Raw genomic sequence first — 18,485 nt, 5'->3', positions numbered from 1 at the left:
ACCCTCGCCAATCTGGCCAAAGTGCCATTCTACGGGGCTTCCAAGGCCATTTTGGTGCGTTCTGGCGATATAAGGGAGATGTAAGTTTTGTCATTCCGAGTGTGCTGTAGTGCACATTTACGCACTGGCAGGCAACGGCTGCCGGCCGGAATTTCCTCCGGCCGGCAATGCCGGACACTCAAGGTTTCTTCGTGGTGAAATCGGCCAGGTGCCGGGCCAGCGCCTCGTATTGATTGGGCTCGATGCGATAGGCCCAGCCCTTGCGCGCCTGGATCTGCCCGTCGGCGAAGCCCTCGATGCGCTCCAGCAACAGCCAGTTCTGCCCGCCCTGCTCCAGCACGCGCCCACCCAGGCTGCCGCCGTCGAGGGTCCTGAGCGCCAGGTTCAGCCGCGTCGGCCCCTTGAACTGCACCTGGTCCAGCGGCGCCGTTTCGCTGAAGGTCAGCCCGCCGAAGGGCGTGGCCATGCCGTTGGCGATGGACTCGTAGGCGAGCTTGGCATCCCTGGGCAACTGGCGCACCCGCAGGTTGGGCTCCCCGGCCTGGTCGCGGAACACCGTCAGGGTTTCCCCGCCGGGGTAGCTCACCGACACCTCGGCGATCTTCTCGAAGGGGATGCTGGTGATGCGCCGGTCCAGCCAGTCCAGCTCGTCGGGCGGCAGGCGCAGGTCCTTGTCGATCAGCCATACTTGGTCGTCGCCGGGTTGGCGCACCAGGCGCCCGCCCTGCTGCGCGGCCTTGCCCACCAACAGGTCCAGGGGCGCGCCGCCGCTGCGTTCCAGGCTCAGGCGCACGGCGGCGCCCTCGCCCTGGTCGGCGACGCCGAGCTGGGCGAAGTTGGCCGGCTCGCGGGTCTTCGCCTCGACCTTGCGCGCCTGCGCCAGGTCGTGCAGCAGGTCGCCGACCAGGCGCCCGGCCGCCGGGTAGCCGGCCTTGGCCGGCATCACCCAGCGCCCGTCCTGGCGCGCCACGCGGATGTCCGGTTGGCCGGGGCGGCGCACCGTCACCGCGCTCACCTGCTGCGCATCCAGGCCCGGGAAATAGCGCGCCTCCTTCGGCGCCACGCGCTCCGGCTCGCGCTGCAGCCAGGCGTAGAGGCCGCCGAGCGCCAGCACCAGGGCCACCAGCAGGATCAGACTCTTGCGCTGCATGGTCGCCTCCTCAGGCCTGGCGCCGGCGGCGCCACCACCACAGGGCGAGCACGCCCAGGGTCAGCAGCAGCGGCACGGCGGCGATGTTGACGATTTTCAGGGTGCGGCCCAGGGACTCGATGTCCGCGTTGAGCTGGAACTGCACGTCGCGCAGCTCCTTGCGGATGCGCACCCGCTCCTGGATGAACTGCTGCACCGCGCCCTGCTGCTCGGGGGTCAGCTCCAGGACCTTGGCCGGGTCCTGGTTCTGCAGCGCGGCGAGTTTCTGCTCGGTGTCCGCCAGGCGCGCCTTGAGCGCGTCGGCCTTCTCGCGGAAGCGCGTCTCGGCCTGGCGCTGCAGTTCGTCCACCACCGTGAACGGGCGGCTGAAGCGCCCGCGCGAGCGCACGCTGATCAGCGCGTCGGAGCCGGCCAGGTTGTCCAGCGCGTTGATCACGAAGCTGGCGTTGTCGGCCCAGGGCTGCGGCACGCGCTGGCCGAAGAAGTCCTGCACCTGCACCCACATGCGGTCGGTGAGCAGGTCGGTATCGGCCACGGCGATGACGTTGATGTTGTCGGCGCTCTTCAGGCCATCCTTGCGGCCTTCGATGCCATTGGGGAAGGCGCTCTGCGCCGGCCCCTGGATCCGTGCGGCCATGGCGTAGCGCTGGCCGGTGGGCTTGAGCTGGGCCATCAGCTCGCCGGGATCGCGCAGGCCGGCGAAGCGCTGGGCGTCGAAGGGCATGGCAAGGGTCGAGCTGCGGACCAACGGAGTGAAGCGGGTCTTCGCGTCCTTGAGCGGCTCCAGGATGCCGGCGGTGGCCAGGGTCAGGTTCTCCAGCCCGGCGGTGCTCACGTCGTCGGCGTCCAGGGCCCTGGCGTCGAGGTTCAGCCAGGCCGGGTGGTGCGCGGCGCGCTGGCCCTGGCCCTGGCCCATGCTTACCGACATGGCGTAGCTGCCGTCGCCGAGCACCTTGCCCGGCAGCAGCTGCACGCCCCACGCCCTGAACAGCGGTTCGAGGTCCGAAGCCTGGTCGCCGGGGCCGTCCAGCGCGGCCATGGGCGAGGACTTGTCGGCTTCGCTGAAGGGGTCGACGAAGACCAGCAGCTTGCCGCCACGCAGCACGAACTGGTCGATGGCGTAGAGCGTCTGCTGCGGCAGGTGCTTGGGGTGCACCAGCAACAGCACGCTGACGTCGTCCGGGATGGCGTCGACGTCGGGCTTGAGGCTCTTCAGGTCGAACTGCTGGCGCACCTCGTCGAGCAGCATCCAGGGCGAGCTGGGCTGCTGCGTCTGCATGTCGAAGCCGCCGGTCATCTGCAGGGTGCTGAGCACGCCCACCACCGGCCGCTTGGGGTGCGCCAGGGCGTTGACCAGGCGGCTGACGTCGTACTCCAGGAATTCCTCGTGGTCCGGCTGGAAGAACGGGATCACCTGGGTGTTGTCCAGGGCATCGGTGCCGGCCAGGCCGAAGTACAGGGTGTCGCCGCCCTGGTTCAGCGGCACCGCCTGCAGGCCGAACTCGGCGGCCTTGTCCTCTTCCTCGGAGAACGGCTGCGGGTCGATGACGTGCAGGCGGATCTTGCCGTCGGCCTCGCGCTCGTAGGCCTTGAGCAGCTCCTCCACGCGCTTGGCGTAGTTGCGCAGCGGGACCAGGTCCTTGCTGCCCTTGTCGGAGAAGAAGAAGTACAGGTTGATCGGCTCGCCGATGGAGCCCAGGACCTTCTTCGTGCCGTCGGAGATGGTGTAGAGCTTCTGCTGCGTCAGGTCCAGGCGCGCACCGGTGAAGGCCAGCCCGGAGACCAGGTTGAAGGCCAGGAACAGCAGGGCGATGACCAGCAGCCCGGCGGCGGAATACATCAGTTTCTTCATGCGGGCTTCCTCAGTCGGCTTTCTTCAGGTCGACCACCACCGCGGTGGCGGCGAGCCAGGCGACGATCAGGCTGGCGAAGAACAGCAGGTCGCGCAGGTCGATGACGCCCTTGCTGATCGCGTCGAAGCGCGTCAGGAAGCTCATCGAGGCCACCGCGTCCAGCAGCCATTGCGGGGCCCAGGCGTTGAAGGCGTCGAGCACCAGGGGGAAGCCGCTGACGATGAACACGAAGCACATCACCACGGCGAGGATGAAGGCGATCACCTGGTTCTTGGCCAGCGCCGACATGCACGAGCCGATGGCCAGGTAGCCGCCGGCCAGCAGCCAGCTGCCGAGGTAGCCGGCGAGGATGGCGCCGTTGTCCGGCTCGCCCAGGTAGTTGACCGTGAGCACCATGGGGAAGGTCAGCAGCAGGGCGATGCCGGCGAACACCCAGGCGGCGAGGAACTTGCCGGTGACCGCCTCGAAGCGGGTGATCGGCAGGGTCATCAGCAGCTCGATGGAACCGGACTTGCGCTCCTCGGCCCACAGGCGCATGGCCAGCGCCGGGATGAGGAACAGATAGAGCCAGGGATGGAAGTTGAAAAAGGCTGTCAGATCCGCCTGGTTACGCTCGTAGAAATTGCCCAGGTAGAAGGTGAAAACCCCTGACAGGACCAGGAAGATGACGATGAAGACGTAGGCCAGCGGGGTGGCGAAGTAGCTCGCCAGCTCGCGCTTGAAGATCACCGGCAACTGCTTCATGCCGCTTCCCCCTTGGTCAGGCTGCGGAACACCTCGTCGAGGCGGCCACGCTCCACGTCCAGTTCGCGGATGCGCCAGCCACGCTCGGCGATCAGCGCGTTCACCTGCGGGAAGATCACCTCGCCCGGCCTGGCCAGCAGCGTCAGGCTGCGCTCCAGCGGGTTCTCCTCCAGCGCCGCCACGCCCGGCAGGGCGGCCAGGGCCGCGCGGTCCAGCTCGTCGTCGGCGACCAGGGTCACCGCCTGGTGGTAGCGCGAGCGGCTTTCCAGCTCGAAGGGCGTGCCGTCTGCCAGCAGGCGGCCGTTGGCGATCACCACGGCGCGGGTGCAGACCGCGGTGACCTCCTCGAGGATGTGGGTGGAGATGATGACGATGCGGTCCCGCGCCAGGCCACGGATCAGCTCGCGGACCTGGTGCTTCTGGTTCGGGTCGAGGCCGTCGGTGGGCTCGTCGAGGATCAGCACCCGCGGGTCGTGGAGAATCGCCTGGGCCACGCCGACGCGGCGCTTGAAGCCCTTGGAGAGGGTCTCGATGGACTGCTCGCGGACGCGCTCCAGCTCCAGTTGCCCGACCACCCGCGCCACCCGCTCGCGCTTCTGCGCGCCGCGGTAGCCGCGCACCTCGGCGATGAACTCGAGGAAGCCGCGCACGCGCATGTCGCCATAGCAGGGCGCGCCCTCGGGCAGGTAGCCGATCAGGCGCTGGGCCTGCAGGGTCTGCGTCTGGATGTCGAAGCCATGGATGCTCGCGGTGCCCGAGGTGGGGGCGAGGAACCCGGTGAGCATCTTCATGGTGGTGGACTTGCCGGCGCCGTTGGGGCCGAGAAAGCCCAGGACTTCCCCCGGTTGCACACTGAAGGACAGGTCGTCCACCGCGGTGTGCTGCGCGAATCGCTTCGTGAGTCTGCTTATTTCGATCATTTCTCTCACCGTTGCGCCAAGAGCCGCCTCGACACTCGCAACACGCAGTGGAGACAGGCTCCTACAAATGCCGCCGGGACTATAGGAACCGACGGGTGGCAGTGCAAGATGGAGACTGTGACGAAAAAGTACGTCGTCGTGCATGAAATTTTTTTTCAGGAATGCTGCCATCCTTTCAGGGAGAAGGCGCCGCGACCAGCCCCGGGGCCAGCCTTCCCGCCCTTTTGCCGGCGGTGCCGTTGCGGCACACTAGCGTCCGCTCGGTCGCCACCGAGCCCCGTCAAACTGCCTGCGAGCCCGTATGCCCCGTTACCCGTTCCGCCGCTTCGGTTTTGGCGTCCTGCGCCGCCTGCTCTACCTCTGGGTGCGCTCGGAAACCATCAACCAGTCGTCCCTGAGCCTGAAGATCGACCGCAGCAAGCCGGTGCTCTACGTGCTGCAGCAGCCTTCGGTGAGCGACCTGGCGGTAGTCGACACGGAATGCCGCAAGGCCGGCCTGCCGCGCCCGGTGATGCCGGTGGCGGTGGGCAGCAGCATCGAGCCGGCGGCCTTCTTCTACCTGACGCCGGAGCCCGACTGGCTCGGCCGCCAGGACAAGCGCGGGGCGCCGCCGGCGCTGGTGCGGATGCTCGCGGCCATCGGCCAGAACGGCGTGGACGATGCGCAGATCGTCCCGGTCAGCGTGTTCTGGGGGCAGTCCCCAGACAGCGAGAAGAGCGCCTGGAAGCTGCTGTTCGCCGACAACTGGGCGGTGACTGGGCGCCTGCGCAAGCTGGCGCGCATCCTCATCCTCGGGCGCAAGACGCGGGTGCAGTTCTCCGCCCCCATCCACCTGCGCGAGCTGGTCGACCAGGGCAAGGGCCAGGAGCGCACCCTGCGCATGGTCCAGCGCATCCTGCGGGTGCACTTCCGCAACCAGAAGACCGCGGTCATCGGCCCGGACCTCTCGCACCGCCGCACCCTGGTCAAGGGCCTGCTGCGCGCGCCCCTGGTGCGCCAGGCGATCCAGGAAGAGGTCGACACCCAGCACATCACCCAGGAAAAGGCCGAGGCCCTGGCCCTGCGCTACGCCAACGAGATCGCCGCGGACGTGTCCTACCCGGTGATCCGCTTCCTCGAAGTCACCCTCACCTGGTTCTGGAACAAGCTCTACGAGGGCGTGCGGGTCAACCACATCGAGCGCGTGCAGGACGTGGCCCAGGGCAACGAGATCGTCTACGTGCCCTGCCACCGCAGCCACATCGACTACCTGCTGCTGTCCTACCTGCTGTTCCGCAACGGCCTGACGCCGCCGCACATCGCCGCCGGCATCAACCTCAACATGCCGGTGGTGGGCTCCATCCTGCGCCGCGGCGGGGCCTTCTTCATGCGCCGCAGCTTCAAGGGCAACCAGCTGTACACCGCGGTGTTCAACGAGTACCTGCACACCCTGTTCAGCCGCGGTTTCTCCACCGAATACTTCGTCGAAGGCGGCCGCTCGCGCACCGGGCGCATGCTGCATCCGCGCACCGGCATGCTCGCCATCACCCTGCGCAGCTTCCTGCGCGACTCGCGCCGGCCGATCGTCTTCGTCCCGGTGTACATCGGCTACGAGCGCGTGCTCGAAGGCCGCACCTACCTGGGCGAGCTGCGCGGCGCGGCGAAGAAGAAGGAGTCCATCTTCGACCTGTTCAAGGTGGTGGGCGCGCTGCGCCAGCGCTTCGGCCAGGTGTGGGTGAACTTCGGCGAGCCGATCCACCTGGACAGCTTCCTCGACCAGCACGAACCCGGCTGGCGCAAGCAGGAACTGGGGCCGGAGTACCGCCCCACCTGGCTGCCGGATGCCACCAACCAGCTGGCCCGCGAAGTGGCCCGCCACCTCAACGACGCGGCGGCCATCAACCCGGTCAACCTGGTGGCCCTGGCGCTGCTCTCCACCAGCCGCCTGGCCCTGGACGAACGCGCCCTGGAGCGCGTGCTCGACCTCTACCTGGCGCTGCTGCGCAAGGTGCCCTACTCGCCCAGCGCCACCCTGCCCGACGGCGACGGCAAGGCGCTGATCGAATACGTGAAGAGCATGAACCTGCTGTCCGAACAGAAGGACGCCCTGGGCCGCATCCTCTACCTGGACGAGCAGAACGCCGTCCTCATGACCTACTACCGCAACAACGTCCTGCACGTATTCGCCCTGCCGGCGCTGATCGCCAGCTTCTTCCAGAGCAACGCGCGGATCAGCCGCGAGCAGTTGCTGAACTACACCCGCGCGCTCTACCCCTTCCTGCAGCAGGAACTGTTCATCCGCTGGGACCTGGACCAGCTCGACACCGTGATCGACCAGTGGCTGGCTGCGCTGGTGGAGCAGAACCTGCTGAAGCAGGACGGCGACGCCTACGTGCGCCCGGCCCCCAGCTCGCGCGAATACGTGCTGCTGACGCTGCTGGCCCGCGCCATCACCCAGACGCTGCAACGCTTCTACATGGCCATCGCCCTGCTGCTCAACGCCGGCCAGCGCCAGCTCAGCGCCGAGGAGCTGGAGAACCTGTGCACCGTCATGGCCCAGCGCCTGTCCATCCTCCACGGCCTGAACGCCCCGGAGTTCTTCGACAAGACGCTGTTCCGCAACTTCATCCAGGCCCTGCTCGAGCAGCGCGTGCTGCGCAAGGACGAGGCAGGCAAGCTGAGCTACCACGAGAAGCTCGGCGAAGTCGTCGAAGGCGCCGCCAAGCGGGTGTTGCCGGCGGAGATTCGGCTATCGATCCGGCAGGTAGCGTTGGAACGGCCGCCCCAGGAGGCCCCTCAGGCAAACGCCGAATAGGCATCCCCCCTCCCCCGCGGACAGCCAGCCGACAAACGGCTGTCCGCGCTGTAAGGCAGCAACGGCATGGCACATGGCCACGCCTGGAAGAATCTGAAACTCGTCACATTCCGATTGCCAGCCTTGACTCAGAAAGCCCCGACTCTTACATTCCCCGCCTTCATACATACACGTCTGTAGGATCAAGGAAGTCCCTGTGTTCAAACGGATTCTGGTCGTCTGCGTCGGCAACATATGCCGCAGCCCTACCGCAGAACATCTGCTGCGCCAGCGCCTGGCCGGCAGCGACATCCAGGTCAGCTCCGCTGGCCTCGGCGCCTTGGTCGACAAACCCATCGAAAAACATGCCCTGGCCGTTCTCCAGCAACACGGCGAGGAGCCGCACGAACACCGTGCCCGCCAACTGACTTCCAGCCTGCTGCGCGAATCCGACCTGGTCCTGGTCATGGAAAAGCGCCACCTGCAAGGCGTCACCCAGATCGCCCCGGAAGCCCGCGGCAAGACCTTCCTGCTCGGCAAGTGGCAGGAAGACCTGGAAGTCCCCGACCCCTACCGCCAGAGCACAGCCGTGTTCGAGCACGCCTACGCGCTGATCGAACAGGGCGTCGACGCCTGGGCCAAACGCATTCGCCCGAACCGCTAAGCCTCACTGACGAAGAAGCAAAAGAAGCACGCCCATGCAACAGCAAGCCCCGGTAGCCATTCACGACAAAGACGATGACGAGATCGACCTGCTAGGTCTGCTCGGCACCCTGATCGACCACAAATGGCTGATCGCCGGCATCACCGCGGGCTTCATGGCCGTGGGCGTTGCCTATGCGCTGCTGGCTACGCCGATCTACCGATCGGATGCGATCGTGCAGGTGGAGCAGAAAAAGCCCAGCATTCCCGGATTGTCGGATATGGGCGACCTGCTGGGGGCACAGTCGGAGGCCATTACAGAGATTCAACTGCTGACTTCGCGCGCGGTTATTGGCAAGGCGGTAGATAACCTCAAGCTGAATATCGTGGTGGAGCCGTCGCGGTTTCCGGTGGTCGGGGGCTTCCTGGCTCGACACTTCAGTCCGGAGACTCCGGATGAAATCGCGACACCGCTGTTCGGCCTGAGCCGTTTTGGCTGGGGTGGGGAGGAACTGAAGGTCTTCCAGCTCGATGTGCCGACTGCTCTGCTGGAAAAAACTCTCACGCTGATCGCTGGCGAGCATGGCACCTATACCCTGCTGGACGATGACGACAATGTGCTTGTCGAGGGCAAGGTAGGCGAAGCCTATGACCAGCATGGCGTAAAAATCCAGGTCGAGGCGCTGCATGCCAACCCCGGCACGCACTTCAATGTGACGCGCGAACGCCGCCTGACCACCATCCTGCGCTACCAGGACAACCTGAACGTCGCCGAGACCGGCAAGGAGTCCGGCATCATCAGCCTGTCGCTGGAAAACGACGAACCGGCCCGCGCCCTGCAGGTACTGGATGAGATCAGCAAGCTCTACGTCCGGCAGAACGTGGAGCGTGCTTCCGCGGAGGCAGCTTCCAGCCTGGAATTCCTGCGCGGCCAACTGCCCGATGTACGCCGCGAGTTGGAAAAGGCTGAGGATGCCCTGAGCGCCTATCAAACCAAGTCCAAATCCGCGGACATCAGCCTGGAAACCAAGGCCCTGCTCGACCAGATTGTGGCGCTGGACACCAACATCTCCGAACTGAAACTGCAACAAGCGGAAATGGACCGCAAGTTCACTCGCCAGCACCCGGCTTACCAAGCCCTGCAGACCCAGATCGGCGAATTGACTTCGAAACAGAACGGTCTCACCCACAAAGTCGAAGGTCTACCGGAAACCCAGCAGGAACTGTTGCGCCTGACTCGCGACGTTGAAGTCAGCACCGCCATCTACACCCAACTGCTGAACAAGGCCCAGGAGTTGGACGTCATGCGCGCGGGCGCGGTAGGTAACGTCCGCATCATTGACTCCGCGGATGTCGATATCACTAAGCCGGTCAAACCCAAGAAAGCCATGATTGTCCTAGTAGCCACGCTACTGGGCCTGTTCTTCGCCGTCGGCCTGGTCCTGCTGCGCAAGGCATTGAATCGCGGTATCGAAACGCCAGACGCCATCGAGCAACTGGGCCTGCCCGTCTATGCCTCGATCCCCTACAGCGTTCTGCAGAAGGCCGAGGAAGACAGACGCGACAAGGGCCGTGGCCGCGCAGCCAAGGCAGCTCCTCTGCTCGCCATCAGCCACCCCACCGACCTGGCCATCGAGTCCCTGCGCAGCCTGCGCACCAGCCTGCACTTCGCCATGCTGGAAGCCGGCAACAACCGCCTGATGATTTCCGGCCCCAGCCCCGCGGTGGGCAAGACCTTCGTTTCCTCCAACCTGGCAGCCGTCATCGCCCAGACCGGCCAACGCGTGCTGCTGGTGGACGTGGACATGCGCAAGGGTTACCTGCACAAGGTGCTCAATAGCGGGGAAGAAAATGGTCTGTCCGACATCCTGGTCAAGCGCTGCGACCTCAATACCGCTGTACGCACCACCGAGATCGAGGGATTCCACTTCATCCCGCGCGGCCAGATCCCGCCGAACCCGTCCGAACTGCTGATGCACCCCAATTTCACGGCCTTCCTCGAAGAGGCCAGCCAGCATTTCGATCTGGTGATCCTGGATACTCCGCCGCTGCTGGCGGTCACCGACGCAGCCATCGTCGGCCGTCAGTCCGGCACCAGCCTGATCGTCACCCGCTTCGGCCTGAACCCGGCACGGGAAATCGAATTGACCATCCGCCGCTTCGCACAGAACGGCATCGAACTCAAGGGCGCCATCTTCAACGGCGTAGAGAAACGTGCCTCGGCCTCCTACGGCTATGGCGGCTACGGCTATTACCACTACGAATACAAATCAGACAAAGCCTGATTGAGGAAAGGCCAGGGAAGGCCTTATCCATATACCCGTCCGCATAGCGGGCATCGGAAAGCCGCAGGAGCAGTCAGTCCTGCAACGAGGGAATCATGCCGGACGCAACCGGAAAACGCTGGTACCTGGTCCAATGCAAGCCGCGCCAGGCCTTGCGCGCCCAAGAAAATCTGGAGCGCCAAGGATATCAGTGCCTTCTTCCATTACTCCAACTGGAGCGACTGCATCAGGGATGTTTGCAGCAGCACTCCGAGCCACTCTTCCCAGGTTATCTCTTCATTCATCTAGATAGGGTAGAAGATAACTGGCTGCCTATTCGCTCTACTCGCGGAGTGAACCAAATAGTCAGCTTTGGTGGTCGCCCGACGCCTGTTCCGGAAGACATCATCGACTCGTTGCGTCAGCCCAGAACGATCATCACGCCCGCTCTCACTCCAGGTGAGCGAGTATCGATCAACGATCCTAGCTTGTCGCACCTGGACGCCATATTTCTAGAAAACGACGGGGAAGGAAGGGTCCTTCTTCTACTCAAGCTGCTTCAGCGCGAAGTGACAATCACTGTGCCACTTTCTCGAATCGAAAAGTCTATCATCTGAGCGGTTAGATGTTCGAGCAGCAAGTTTATCTAATGCAAACCATCAACATTTTTATTTATTCACCGGGAACCTCTGAACAGAAAACCAGATCAGAAATTAGTCGTATTTTCAAATCCTAAAGAGATAGCTCTCTATCTCACTGGTATTCAGGCGCAAGCCCGGCCCGATTGCCGTTACATACCGATATACAGAGTCCTCAGGAAATTGACCAAAAATCCTGGGGCGGTAGCGTGCCAAATCCCTCTGATTCACAATCGGACCTATGCGCAAAATCCGCTGAGATGTCAATGCTGAACGAAAAACTCAAGCGTTTGTGCAACGTGGGGCTTCGCGGCTCGACACTTGCCAGCAAATTTTTACTGGTTTTTTTCCTCGCGCGCCTATTATCGCCCGCAGAGCTAGGGCTGTTTGGTTTGCTCAGTGCAACCATAGGTTATTCACTTTATATACTGGGGTTCGACTTCTACACCTTCTCCACTCGAGAAATATTGAAGGTTCCCAAAAGTCAAAGAGGCTCCATACTCAAGAACCAAGCCAGTATCTTCCTGGTCCTCTACATCATCGCCCTGCCTCTCCTGAGCATTGTTTTTATCAAAGGACTTCTTCCTTGGAAGTATGCCGCCTGGTTCTTTACTCTAGTCGTCCTTGAGCACTTAACTCAGGAGCTTGGCCGCCTGCTCATCGCAGTCTCCGAGCAACTTGCGGCGAGCATTATCCTATTCCTTCGGCAAGGTATTTGGCCAATTTTGGCCGTTGCGGCCATGTCTTTTTCAAAAGATCTACGCACGCTGGATTTCATTCTCGCAGCTTGGTGCATCGGTGCCACATTCGCACTCCTGCTAGGTGTTTTCATACTGTTCAGGGCCGGGTTGAGTGGTTGGTCGGCAAAAGTCGATTGGCAATGGATCTTGCGAGGTCTGAAAGTATCCAGCGCTCTGCTGGTTGCGACCCTGGCCATTCGGGGGGTACTGACTCTGGACCGTTACTGGGTCCAGTCTCTGTCCGGGTTTGAAGTGCTTGGCGCTTATGTGCTTTTCATCAGCATAGGCAATGCCCTGATGTCGTTCCTCGATGCAGGTGTTTTCTCGTTTGTTTACCCTGAACTGATCAAGGCTTGGCATTCCCGTGACATCCCGAAGTTCCGAGCAGAGCTGGCAAAGCTGGCAGGGCAGACCACAATCGTAAGCGCCCTATTCTTCGGCATAGCATTACTGGCTATCGAACCATTGCTCCATTGGCTGGGAAAAGATCTCTACATCACCTATCAATCCATTTTCCCCTGGACTTTGCTAGCCACGACACTCTATGGCGTCGGGATGATTCCTCACTATGCACTATATGCAATGGGGTATGACAGATCGATAATTTATAGCCATCTACTTTCCCTACCTCTGTTCACGGCGAGCGCCTGGTTGAGTTCAAACTACTCAGCAACATTAGCCGTTCCCATATCAGTATGCGGAACTTTCCTTTTCATACTGCTCTGGAAGTCGGCTTCATTATTCCTCCTCAGATACGAAATTTCCTCCCAAAACGCTTCGAACACAGCTAAGGCATAAGCCAAGGATACATAAATGCTCCAAAACAAAACCATTCTCGTCACTGGCGGTACCGGTTCTTTCGGCAATACCTTCGTACCGATGACTCTAGCCAAGTACAATCCCAAGAAAATCATCGTCTTCTCCCGCGATGAGATGAAACAATGGGAAATGGCCAAGAAATTCCAAGGTGACAACCGCGTTCGCTTCTTCATTGGGGACGTCCGTGACAAAGAGCGCCTCTACCGTGCTCTGGATGGTGTCGATTACGTTGTCCATGCCGCGGCCACGAAAATCGTTCCCACAGCGGAATACAACCCTTTCGAATGCGTAAAGACCAATGTCATGGGTGCCATGAACCTGATCGATGCCTGCATCGATAAAGGAGTGAAGCGCGTGGTGGCACTTTCGACCGACAAGGCCAGCAGCCCCATCAATCTGTATGGCGCAACCAAACTGGCTTCGGACAAGCTATTCGTTGCTGGCAACTCCTATTCTGGAGCTCATGACAGCCGGTTCTCTGTCGTCCGCTATGGCAACGTAATGGGATCACGCGGCTCGGTAATCCCGTTCTTCATGTCCATCAAGGACAAAGGTGTCCTGCCTATCACCGACGAGCGCATGACTCGCTTCATGATTTCGCTGGAGGAAGGTGTCGAGCTAGTCTGGCATGCCTTCGAAGATATGGAAGGCGGCGAAATCTACGTGAAGAAGATTCCGTCAATGAAAGTCACCGACCTGGCCCGAGTGGTCGCTCCGGAGGCGACCCAGGAAGTCATCGGCATCCGTCCCGGCGAAAAGCTGCATGAGCAGATGATCAGCGCTGAAGACGCCTATTACACCTACGAATATCCCGAGCACTTCAAGATCCTACCAACGATCAATAACTGGGCGACTTGCGAGAAGCGTATCAAGAACGGCAAGAAGGTGCCCGAAGGTTTCGTCTATGCCAGTGACAACAACTCCGAATGGATGAGCGACGAAGCTCTCAGCGCTTGGATCGACCGCAACTTCGATAAGATCGGGAGTATCTAATGATTCCCTATGGCCGTCAGGAGATAACCCAGGCAGACATTGATTCGGTAATCGAAGTCCTGCGCTCTGACTTTCTGACCCAAGGCCCGATGGTGCCGCGCTTTGAACAAAGCGTGGCCCAGCATGTAGGCGCCCAGCACGCGTTGGCAGTCAACAGCGCGACCTCCGCGCTCCATATTGCGTGCCTGGCTCTGGGGCTGGGTGATGGCGATGTTCTCTGGACGTCTCCTATAACCTTCGTTGCCTCGGCAAACTGCGCCCTGTATTGCGGGGCTCAGGTCGATTTTGTAGATATCGACCCCAGAACTTACAACCTTTGCCCCAAGGCGCTCGCCAGGAAACTCGATCAAGCCGAAGCCGCGGGTAAATTGCCGAAGATTGTGGTTGCTGTGCATTTATGCGGCCAGCCTTGCGACATGGCGGCAATCCACAAGTTGGCGCAGCGCTACGGTTTCAAAGTGATCGAAGACGCGTCCCACGCTATCGGCGGCAAGTACCGCGGCGAGTTCATCGGCAATGGTCGCTACAGCGATATCACCGTATTCAGCTTCCATCCGGTGAAAATCATCACCACAGCCGAAGGTGGAATGGCGCTCACGAACGATGCGCAGCTTGCGCAACGCATGGCCTTGCTGCGTAGCCACGGTATCACTCGCGATCCCTCGCAGATGACACACGAAGCCGATGGCCCCTGGTACTACCAGCAGATCGATCTGGGCTTCAACTATCGGATGACCGAATTACAAGCAGCCCTGGGGGTATCCCAGATGCAACGTCTCGACGGCTACGTCGCTCGTCGACATGACCTGGCTCGCCGCTATGACGAATTGCTGGCGGATCTGCCGGTAGTCACACCATGGCAGCATTCGGATAGCTACTCCGGACTGCACCTCTATGTCATTCGGCTGAAGCTCGAAGAGTGCTCCCAAAGCCATCGGAAGACCTTCGAGAAGCTCAGGGACGCCGGAATCGGCGTGAACCTGCATTACATCCCGGTCCACACCCAACCTTACTATCGCGAACTGGGTTTCAAGTTTGGCGACTATCCGGAAGCCGAGCAGTACTATCGGGAAGCGATCAGCCTGCCGATGTACCAGACTTTGAGCGAAGAGCAGCAGGATCAAGTCGTTGCGGCTCTACGTCAGGCAGTCGGAGCATGAAGCTAGCGGTGATCCCTGCCCGCGGAGGCAGCAAGCGGATTCCAGGCAAGAATATTAAACAATTCTGCGGAAAGCCAATGATTGCCTGGTCGATCGAAGCGGCCATTCGAAGTAAATGCTTCGATAAGATAGTAGTTTCGACCGATGATCCCCAAATTGCTCGGATATCAGTTCAGTATGGCGCAGAAACTCCTTTCATGCGTCCTAATGAATTATCTGATGACTATACCGGCACGACTCCAGTGATCCAGCACGCCATTAAATGGCATCAACAACACGGACTGTTTCCGGATAAAGTTTGCTGTATCTATGCAACAGCGCCGTTTATAAGCCCAATAGACCTGAACAAGGGATTGGAGATATTGGAGCGACAGAAAGTCGAATATGTATTTTCTGCCACAACCTATCCCTTCCCAATCCAGCGAGCGATTCGTTTGGACTCTAACGGCCGAGTAGAAATGCTCAACCCTGATCATTTCAAAACTCGCTCCCAGGACTTAGAAGAGGCCTATCATGACGCAGGCCAGTTCTACTGGGGTCGAGCGAATGCCTGGCTAAACGAACGAATAATCTTCAGCAACACCTCCAAAGTCATATTACTTCCTAGCCATCGGGTACAGGATATCGATACACAGGAGGACTGGTATCGAGCCGAGTGGATGTTTAAATCCTTGCAGGCCGAGACGAGCTCCCCCTGATGAATATTGTCTTTCGTACCGATGCCTCGCTAAAAATGGGCTCTGGACACTTGATGCGCTGTCTTACATTGGCGGATGCATTAAAAGCCCAAGGAGCTCACTGTCATTTTATCTGCCGCGAACATCCAGGTCATTTGAACAATTTCGTCTTAGAGCGAGGGCATAGTCTTCATGTGCTTCCGTTCATTGCCCGGAATATGCTGGATGATCCATTTGTTCCAGTACACGCTGGATGGCTAGGAGCGCCTTGGTACGAAGACGCTGAACAGACTGCCGCTGTGCTCGAAACTGTACAGCCAGACTGGCTTGTGGTCGATCACTATGCCTTGGAAAAACGCTGGGAACAGGAGGTCTCAAGGCACTGCAACCGCCTGATGGCACTGGATGATCTCGCCGACAGAAGCCATTATTGCGATCTACTTCTTGACCAAAGCCTGGGACGAACCTCTGAGGATTATCACGGACTTATCCCTGATGCCTGCCGTTTACTTCTGGGACCAAGTTATGCCCTTTTGCGGCCGAAGTTCAGTGAATTACGTGCCCGAAGCCTAGCAAGCAGAAAGAATCGCTCTTTGAGTAAGATTCTTATCAGCATGGGGGGCGTCGACGCCTCCAATGCAACTGGGATGGTTTTGCAGGTGCTGGGTTCTATTGTCGATCCTAATTGGCAAATACAGGTCGTCATGGGAGCTAACGCTCCATGGCTATCAGATGTCTGCCACCAAGTAGAACTGATGCAATGCTTCACTCAACTGCTGGTCAATACTCCAGATATGGCCAGCCTAATGAGCGATGCGGATATTGCAATTGGCGCTGCAGGGTCCACAAGCTGGGAACGCTGCTGCCTAGGGCTACCCACTATCATGTTGATACTAGCTGAAAATCAACGCTTGATTGGCCAGCGCTTGCACGAAGCGGGTGCAGCATTTCTGATTCCCTCCATTGAACAGATTCCTGCCCTTCTACCGATATATGTGGAAAATCTTCACTCCCCTGAAGAGCTTACACGAGCCTCGAAGAACGCAACTGTCTTTGTCGACGGCATTGGCACACAACGCGCAATAGAAGCAATGATGAAATAAACGGAGTTCTCCATGGAGCGTCTTCGAAAACTAACCGAGGCTGATTTACCTTTAATTTTAAATTGGCGGAATACCCCTCAATCAATCGATACATGTTCAATCAGAACATTATCGAGATGTCAGAGCATACCCAGTGGTTCCGTCGTGCTATCGAAGACCCAGCACAAACTTTGCTTATATTTGAGCAGCGAGCAAAGCCCGTTGGGTATATGAACTATACCCAACGATCAAAGGGAGCTATCGTAGAATGGGGATTCTATGTAGCGCCTGACGCGACTAAAGGCACAGGGACAAAGATGGCCCTATGCGCACTACAATATGCATTTGAAGAAATTAAACTTCAAAAAGTTTACGCCCAAGTACTTGCTTACAATTATGCGTCAATAAAACTTCATAACAATCTCGGATTTCAAAATGAAGGAATCCTTCGAAAGCAGCACTTCGATGGCGTGAACTATCACGACATCTACTGTTTTGGATTGTTTGCAGACGAGTGGCGGCAAACACAAGGAAGCCATTAAATGAAAGCTATTCCCAATATCAGTATTGCCGGGCGTCGTATTGCTGAGGACTGCCCTCCTTACGTTATTGCAGAACTATCCGCGAATCACAATGGAAAGCTGGAAACTGCATTAAAAATCATAGAAGAAGCACACAAGGCTGGAGCAGACGCAATAAAGCTTCAGACCTATACGGCCGACACAATTACTTTGGATAGTGACGCAGACGAATTTAAAATCCATGGAGGGTTATGGGGTGGAAAAACGCTCTATCAGCTCTATCAAGAGGCTCATATGCCATGGGAATGGCATCAACCGCTATTTGAATATGCACAAAAACTAGGAATCACCATCTTTAGCTCGCCCTTTGATAATACAGCAGTTGATTTACTGGAAAGCCTTAATGCGCCCGCATACAAAATAGCCTCCTTCGAAGCAGTAGACTTGCCACTAATAAAGTATGTGGCGGGCACAGGCAAGCCAATGATCATTTCTACCGGCATGGCTGATGCTGAGGAAATTGAAGAAGCTATTCAGGCAGCAAGAGATGGTGGCTGCAAGGAGCTAGCAATACTGCATTGCGTAAGTGGATATCCAGCCCCCCAGAAGACTACAATCTTCAGACCTTAGTTGACATGAAAAATCGCTTTGGATTAGTCACAGGCCTTTCAGATCACACTCTAGACAATATCACCGCCATTACAAGTGTTGCCCTAGGCGGATCCATTATTGAAAAGCACTTTACCCTCGACCGAAACAATGGTGGACCAGATGATAGCTTTTCTCTGGAGCCTAGCGAACTTAAAGAACTTTGCAAGAATACCAAAATTTCTTGGTCTTCTTTGGGAAGGATTGATTATGGCCGAAAATCAAGCGAGATTGATAATGTCAAATTCCGGAGATCTCTATATTTTGTAAAAAATTTAGAAGCAGGTGATATGATAACAGCCGACTCAGTCAGAAGTGTTCGACCTGGTTATGGACTTGCGCCCAAGTATATGAAAGAGGTAGTTGGGAAATCTGTGAAAAAGAAAACTCTACCCAATACACCAGTATTACCTGGCGATTACGAATAACCCAACCGACACGGACAGAGTTTTAGCCAAATGAAAGTCTGCTTTATTGCAAACTATCAAAAGACACTATTCTTTTACAAAATATCAGAGCAACTAAAAAAAATGGAATAGAAATATTCTGGATATCGGCAAATAAACAACAAGCTGTTGAGCTAGAGAAAAACTCTCCCAAAGAAAATATACTCCTCATAGACAAGTCCTTACTCGACACAGAGAATCTTCCTATAGATGACTTTAAAATAAAAGAGCTAGTACATGGAGATCGCTGCTTAAAATATGAAAACTGGGGAATTAACTATCTAAAAAAATTCAGTCCCCTATATATAATTTTATAAAACAAAAAGAAATAAATCTTGTCATCGGAGAAATCACTTGGGCTCATGAAATACTTATACTTAGAATTATAAAAAGCAGAGAAGAATTAAACGCAAAG

General features: G+C 58.4%; 14 protein-coding genes and 1 pseudogene. 11 read left to right on the top strand and 4 right to left on the bottom strand.

What is annotated here, in order from left to right:
* Positions 1-178: 178 nt before the first annotated feature.
* The 4 genes from PKO50_RS04540 to PKO50_RS04525 are packed head-to-tail and all read right to left on the bottom strand — an operon-like array spanning position 179 to position 4,667.
* Complete coding sequence (locus tag PKO50_RS04540) at positions 179-1,150, bottom strand: DUF4340 domain-containing protein (protein ID WP_275628937.1); 972 nt, start codon at positions 1,148-1,150, stop codon at positions 179-181.
* 10 nt (positions 1,151-1,160) lie between these two features.
* A complete protein-coding gene (locus tag PKO50_RS04535; RefSeq protein ID WP_275628936.1) occupies positions 1,161-3,002 on the bottom strand; it encodes a Gldg family protein in 1,842 nt (613 codons plus the stop codon).
* A gap of 10 nt (positions 3,003-3,012) precedes the next feature.
* The gene (locus PKO50_RS04530) at positions 3,013-3,747 is read right to left on the bottom strand and encodes an ABC transporter permease subunit (RefSeq protein WP_275628935.1); all 735 of its coding nucleotides are present in this window, start codon (positions 3,745-3,747) and stop codon (positions 3,013-3,015) included.
* Positions 3,744-4,667 (bottom strand): ATP-binding cassette domain-containing protein, encoded by a 924-nt coding sequence (locus PKO50_RS04525; protein WP_275628934.1) that lies wholly within the window; start codon positions 4,665-4,667, stop codon positions 3,744-3,746. The genes PKO50_RS04530 and PKO50_RS04525 overlap by 4 nt, the downstream gene beginning before the upstream one ends.
* Positions 4,668-4,968: 301 nt before the next feature.
* Between PKO50_RS04525 and plsB the strand changes: the two genes are divergently transcribed.
* From plsB to pseI, 11 genes and pseudogenes are all read left to right on the top strand, one after another.
* Positions 4,969-7,461, top strand: coding sequence for a glycerol-3-phosphate 1-O-acyltransferase PlsB (gene plsB / locus PKO50_RS04520; protein ID WP_275628933.1), 2,493 nt, complete (start codon positions 4,969-4,971; stop codon positions 7,459-7,461).
* A gap of 196 nt (positions 7,462-7,657) precedes the next feature.
* Positions 7,658-8,104: a low molecular weight protein-tyrosine-phosphatase gene (locus PKO50_RS04515; RefSeq protein WP_275628932.1), complete on the top strand. Its 447-nt coding sequence runs from the start codon at positions 7,658-7,660 to the stop codon at positions 8,102-8,104.
* A 34-nt stretch (positions 8,105-8,138) separates the two neighbouring features.
* Positions 8,139-10,367, top strand: a complete 2,229-nt coding sequence (locus PKO50_RS04510; protein WP_275628931.1) for a polysaccharide biosynthesis tyrosine autokinase — start codon at positions 8,139-8,141, stop codon at positions 10,365-10,367.
* Positions 10,368-10,462: 95 nt separating this feature from the next.
* Complete coding sequence (gene rfaH, locus PKO50_RS04505; protein ID WP_275628930.1) at positions 10,463-10,963, top strand: transcription/translation regulatory transformer protein RfaH; 501 nt, start codon at positions 10,463-10,465, stop codon at positions 10,961-10,963.
* Between the two features lie 287 nt (positions 10,964-11,250).
* Positions 11,251-12,522, top strand: coding sequence for a hypothetical protein (locus PKO50_RS04500; protein WP_089391557.1), 1,272 nt, complete (start codon positions 11,251-11,253; stop codon positions 12,520-12,522).
* 15 nt (positions 12,523-12,537) lie between these two features.
* Entirely contained in the window at positions 12,538-13,536 is a 999-nt protein-coding gene (gene pseB / locus PKO50_RS04495; RefSeq protein ID WP_089391556.1) for a UDP-N-acetylglucosamine 4,6-dehydratase (inverting), read from the top strand.
* Positions 13,536-14,696, top strand: coding sequence for a UDP-4-amino-4,6-dideoxy-N-acetyl-beta-L-altrosamine transaminase (gene pseC, locus PKO50_RS04490; protein ID WP_089391555.1), 1,161 nt, complete (start codon positions 13,536-13,538; stop codon positions 14,694-14,696). The genes pseB and pseC overlap by 1 nt, the downstream gene beginning before the upstream one ends.
* Complete coding sequence (gene pseF, locus PKO50_RS04485; RefSeq protein WP_089391554.1) at positions 14,693-15,394, top strand: pseudaminic acid cytidylyltransferase; 702 nt, start codon at positions 14,693-14,695, stop codon at positions 15,392-15,394. Before pseC ends, pseF begins: the two co-directional genes overlap by 4 nt.
* Positions 15,394-16,476: a UDP-2,4-diacetamido-2,4,6-trideoxy-beta-L-altropyranose hydrolase gene (pseG, locus tag PKO50_RS04480; protein ID WP_089391553.1), complete on the top strand. Its 1,083-nt coding sequence runs from the start codon at positions 15,394-15,396 to the stop codon at positions 16,474-16,476. The genes pseF and pseG overlap by 1 nt, the downstream gene beginning before the upstream one ends.
* A gap of 92 nt (positions 16,477-16,568) precedes the next feature.
* Entirely contained in the window at positions 16,569-16,997 is a 429-nt protein-coding gene (locus PKO50_RS04475; protein WP_275628929.1) for a GNAT family N-acetyltransferase, read from the top strand.
* Positions 16,998-18,052 (top strand): annotated as a pseudogene (gene pseI / locus PKO50_RS04470) (pseudaminic acid synthase).
* Positions 18,053-18,485: the final 433 nt, after the last annotated feature.

It is taken from the genome of Pseudomonas sp. 273, assembly GCF_029201425.1.
Taxonomy (GTDB): domain Bacteria; phylum Pseudomonadota; class Gammaproteobacteria; order Pseudomonadales; family Pseudomonadaceae; genus Pseudomonas; species Pseudomonas delhiensis.
Note: the sequence above shows the minus strand (reverse complement) of the source record. Positions and strands in the feature narration are given on the sequence as shown.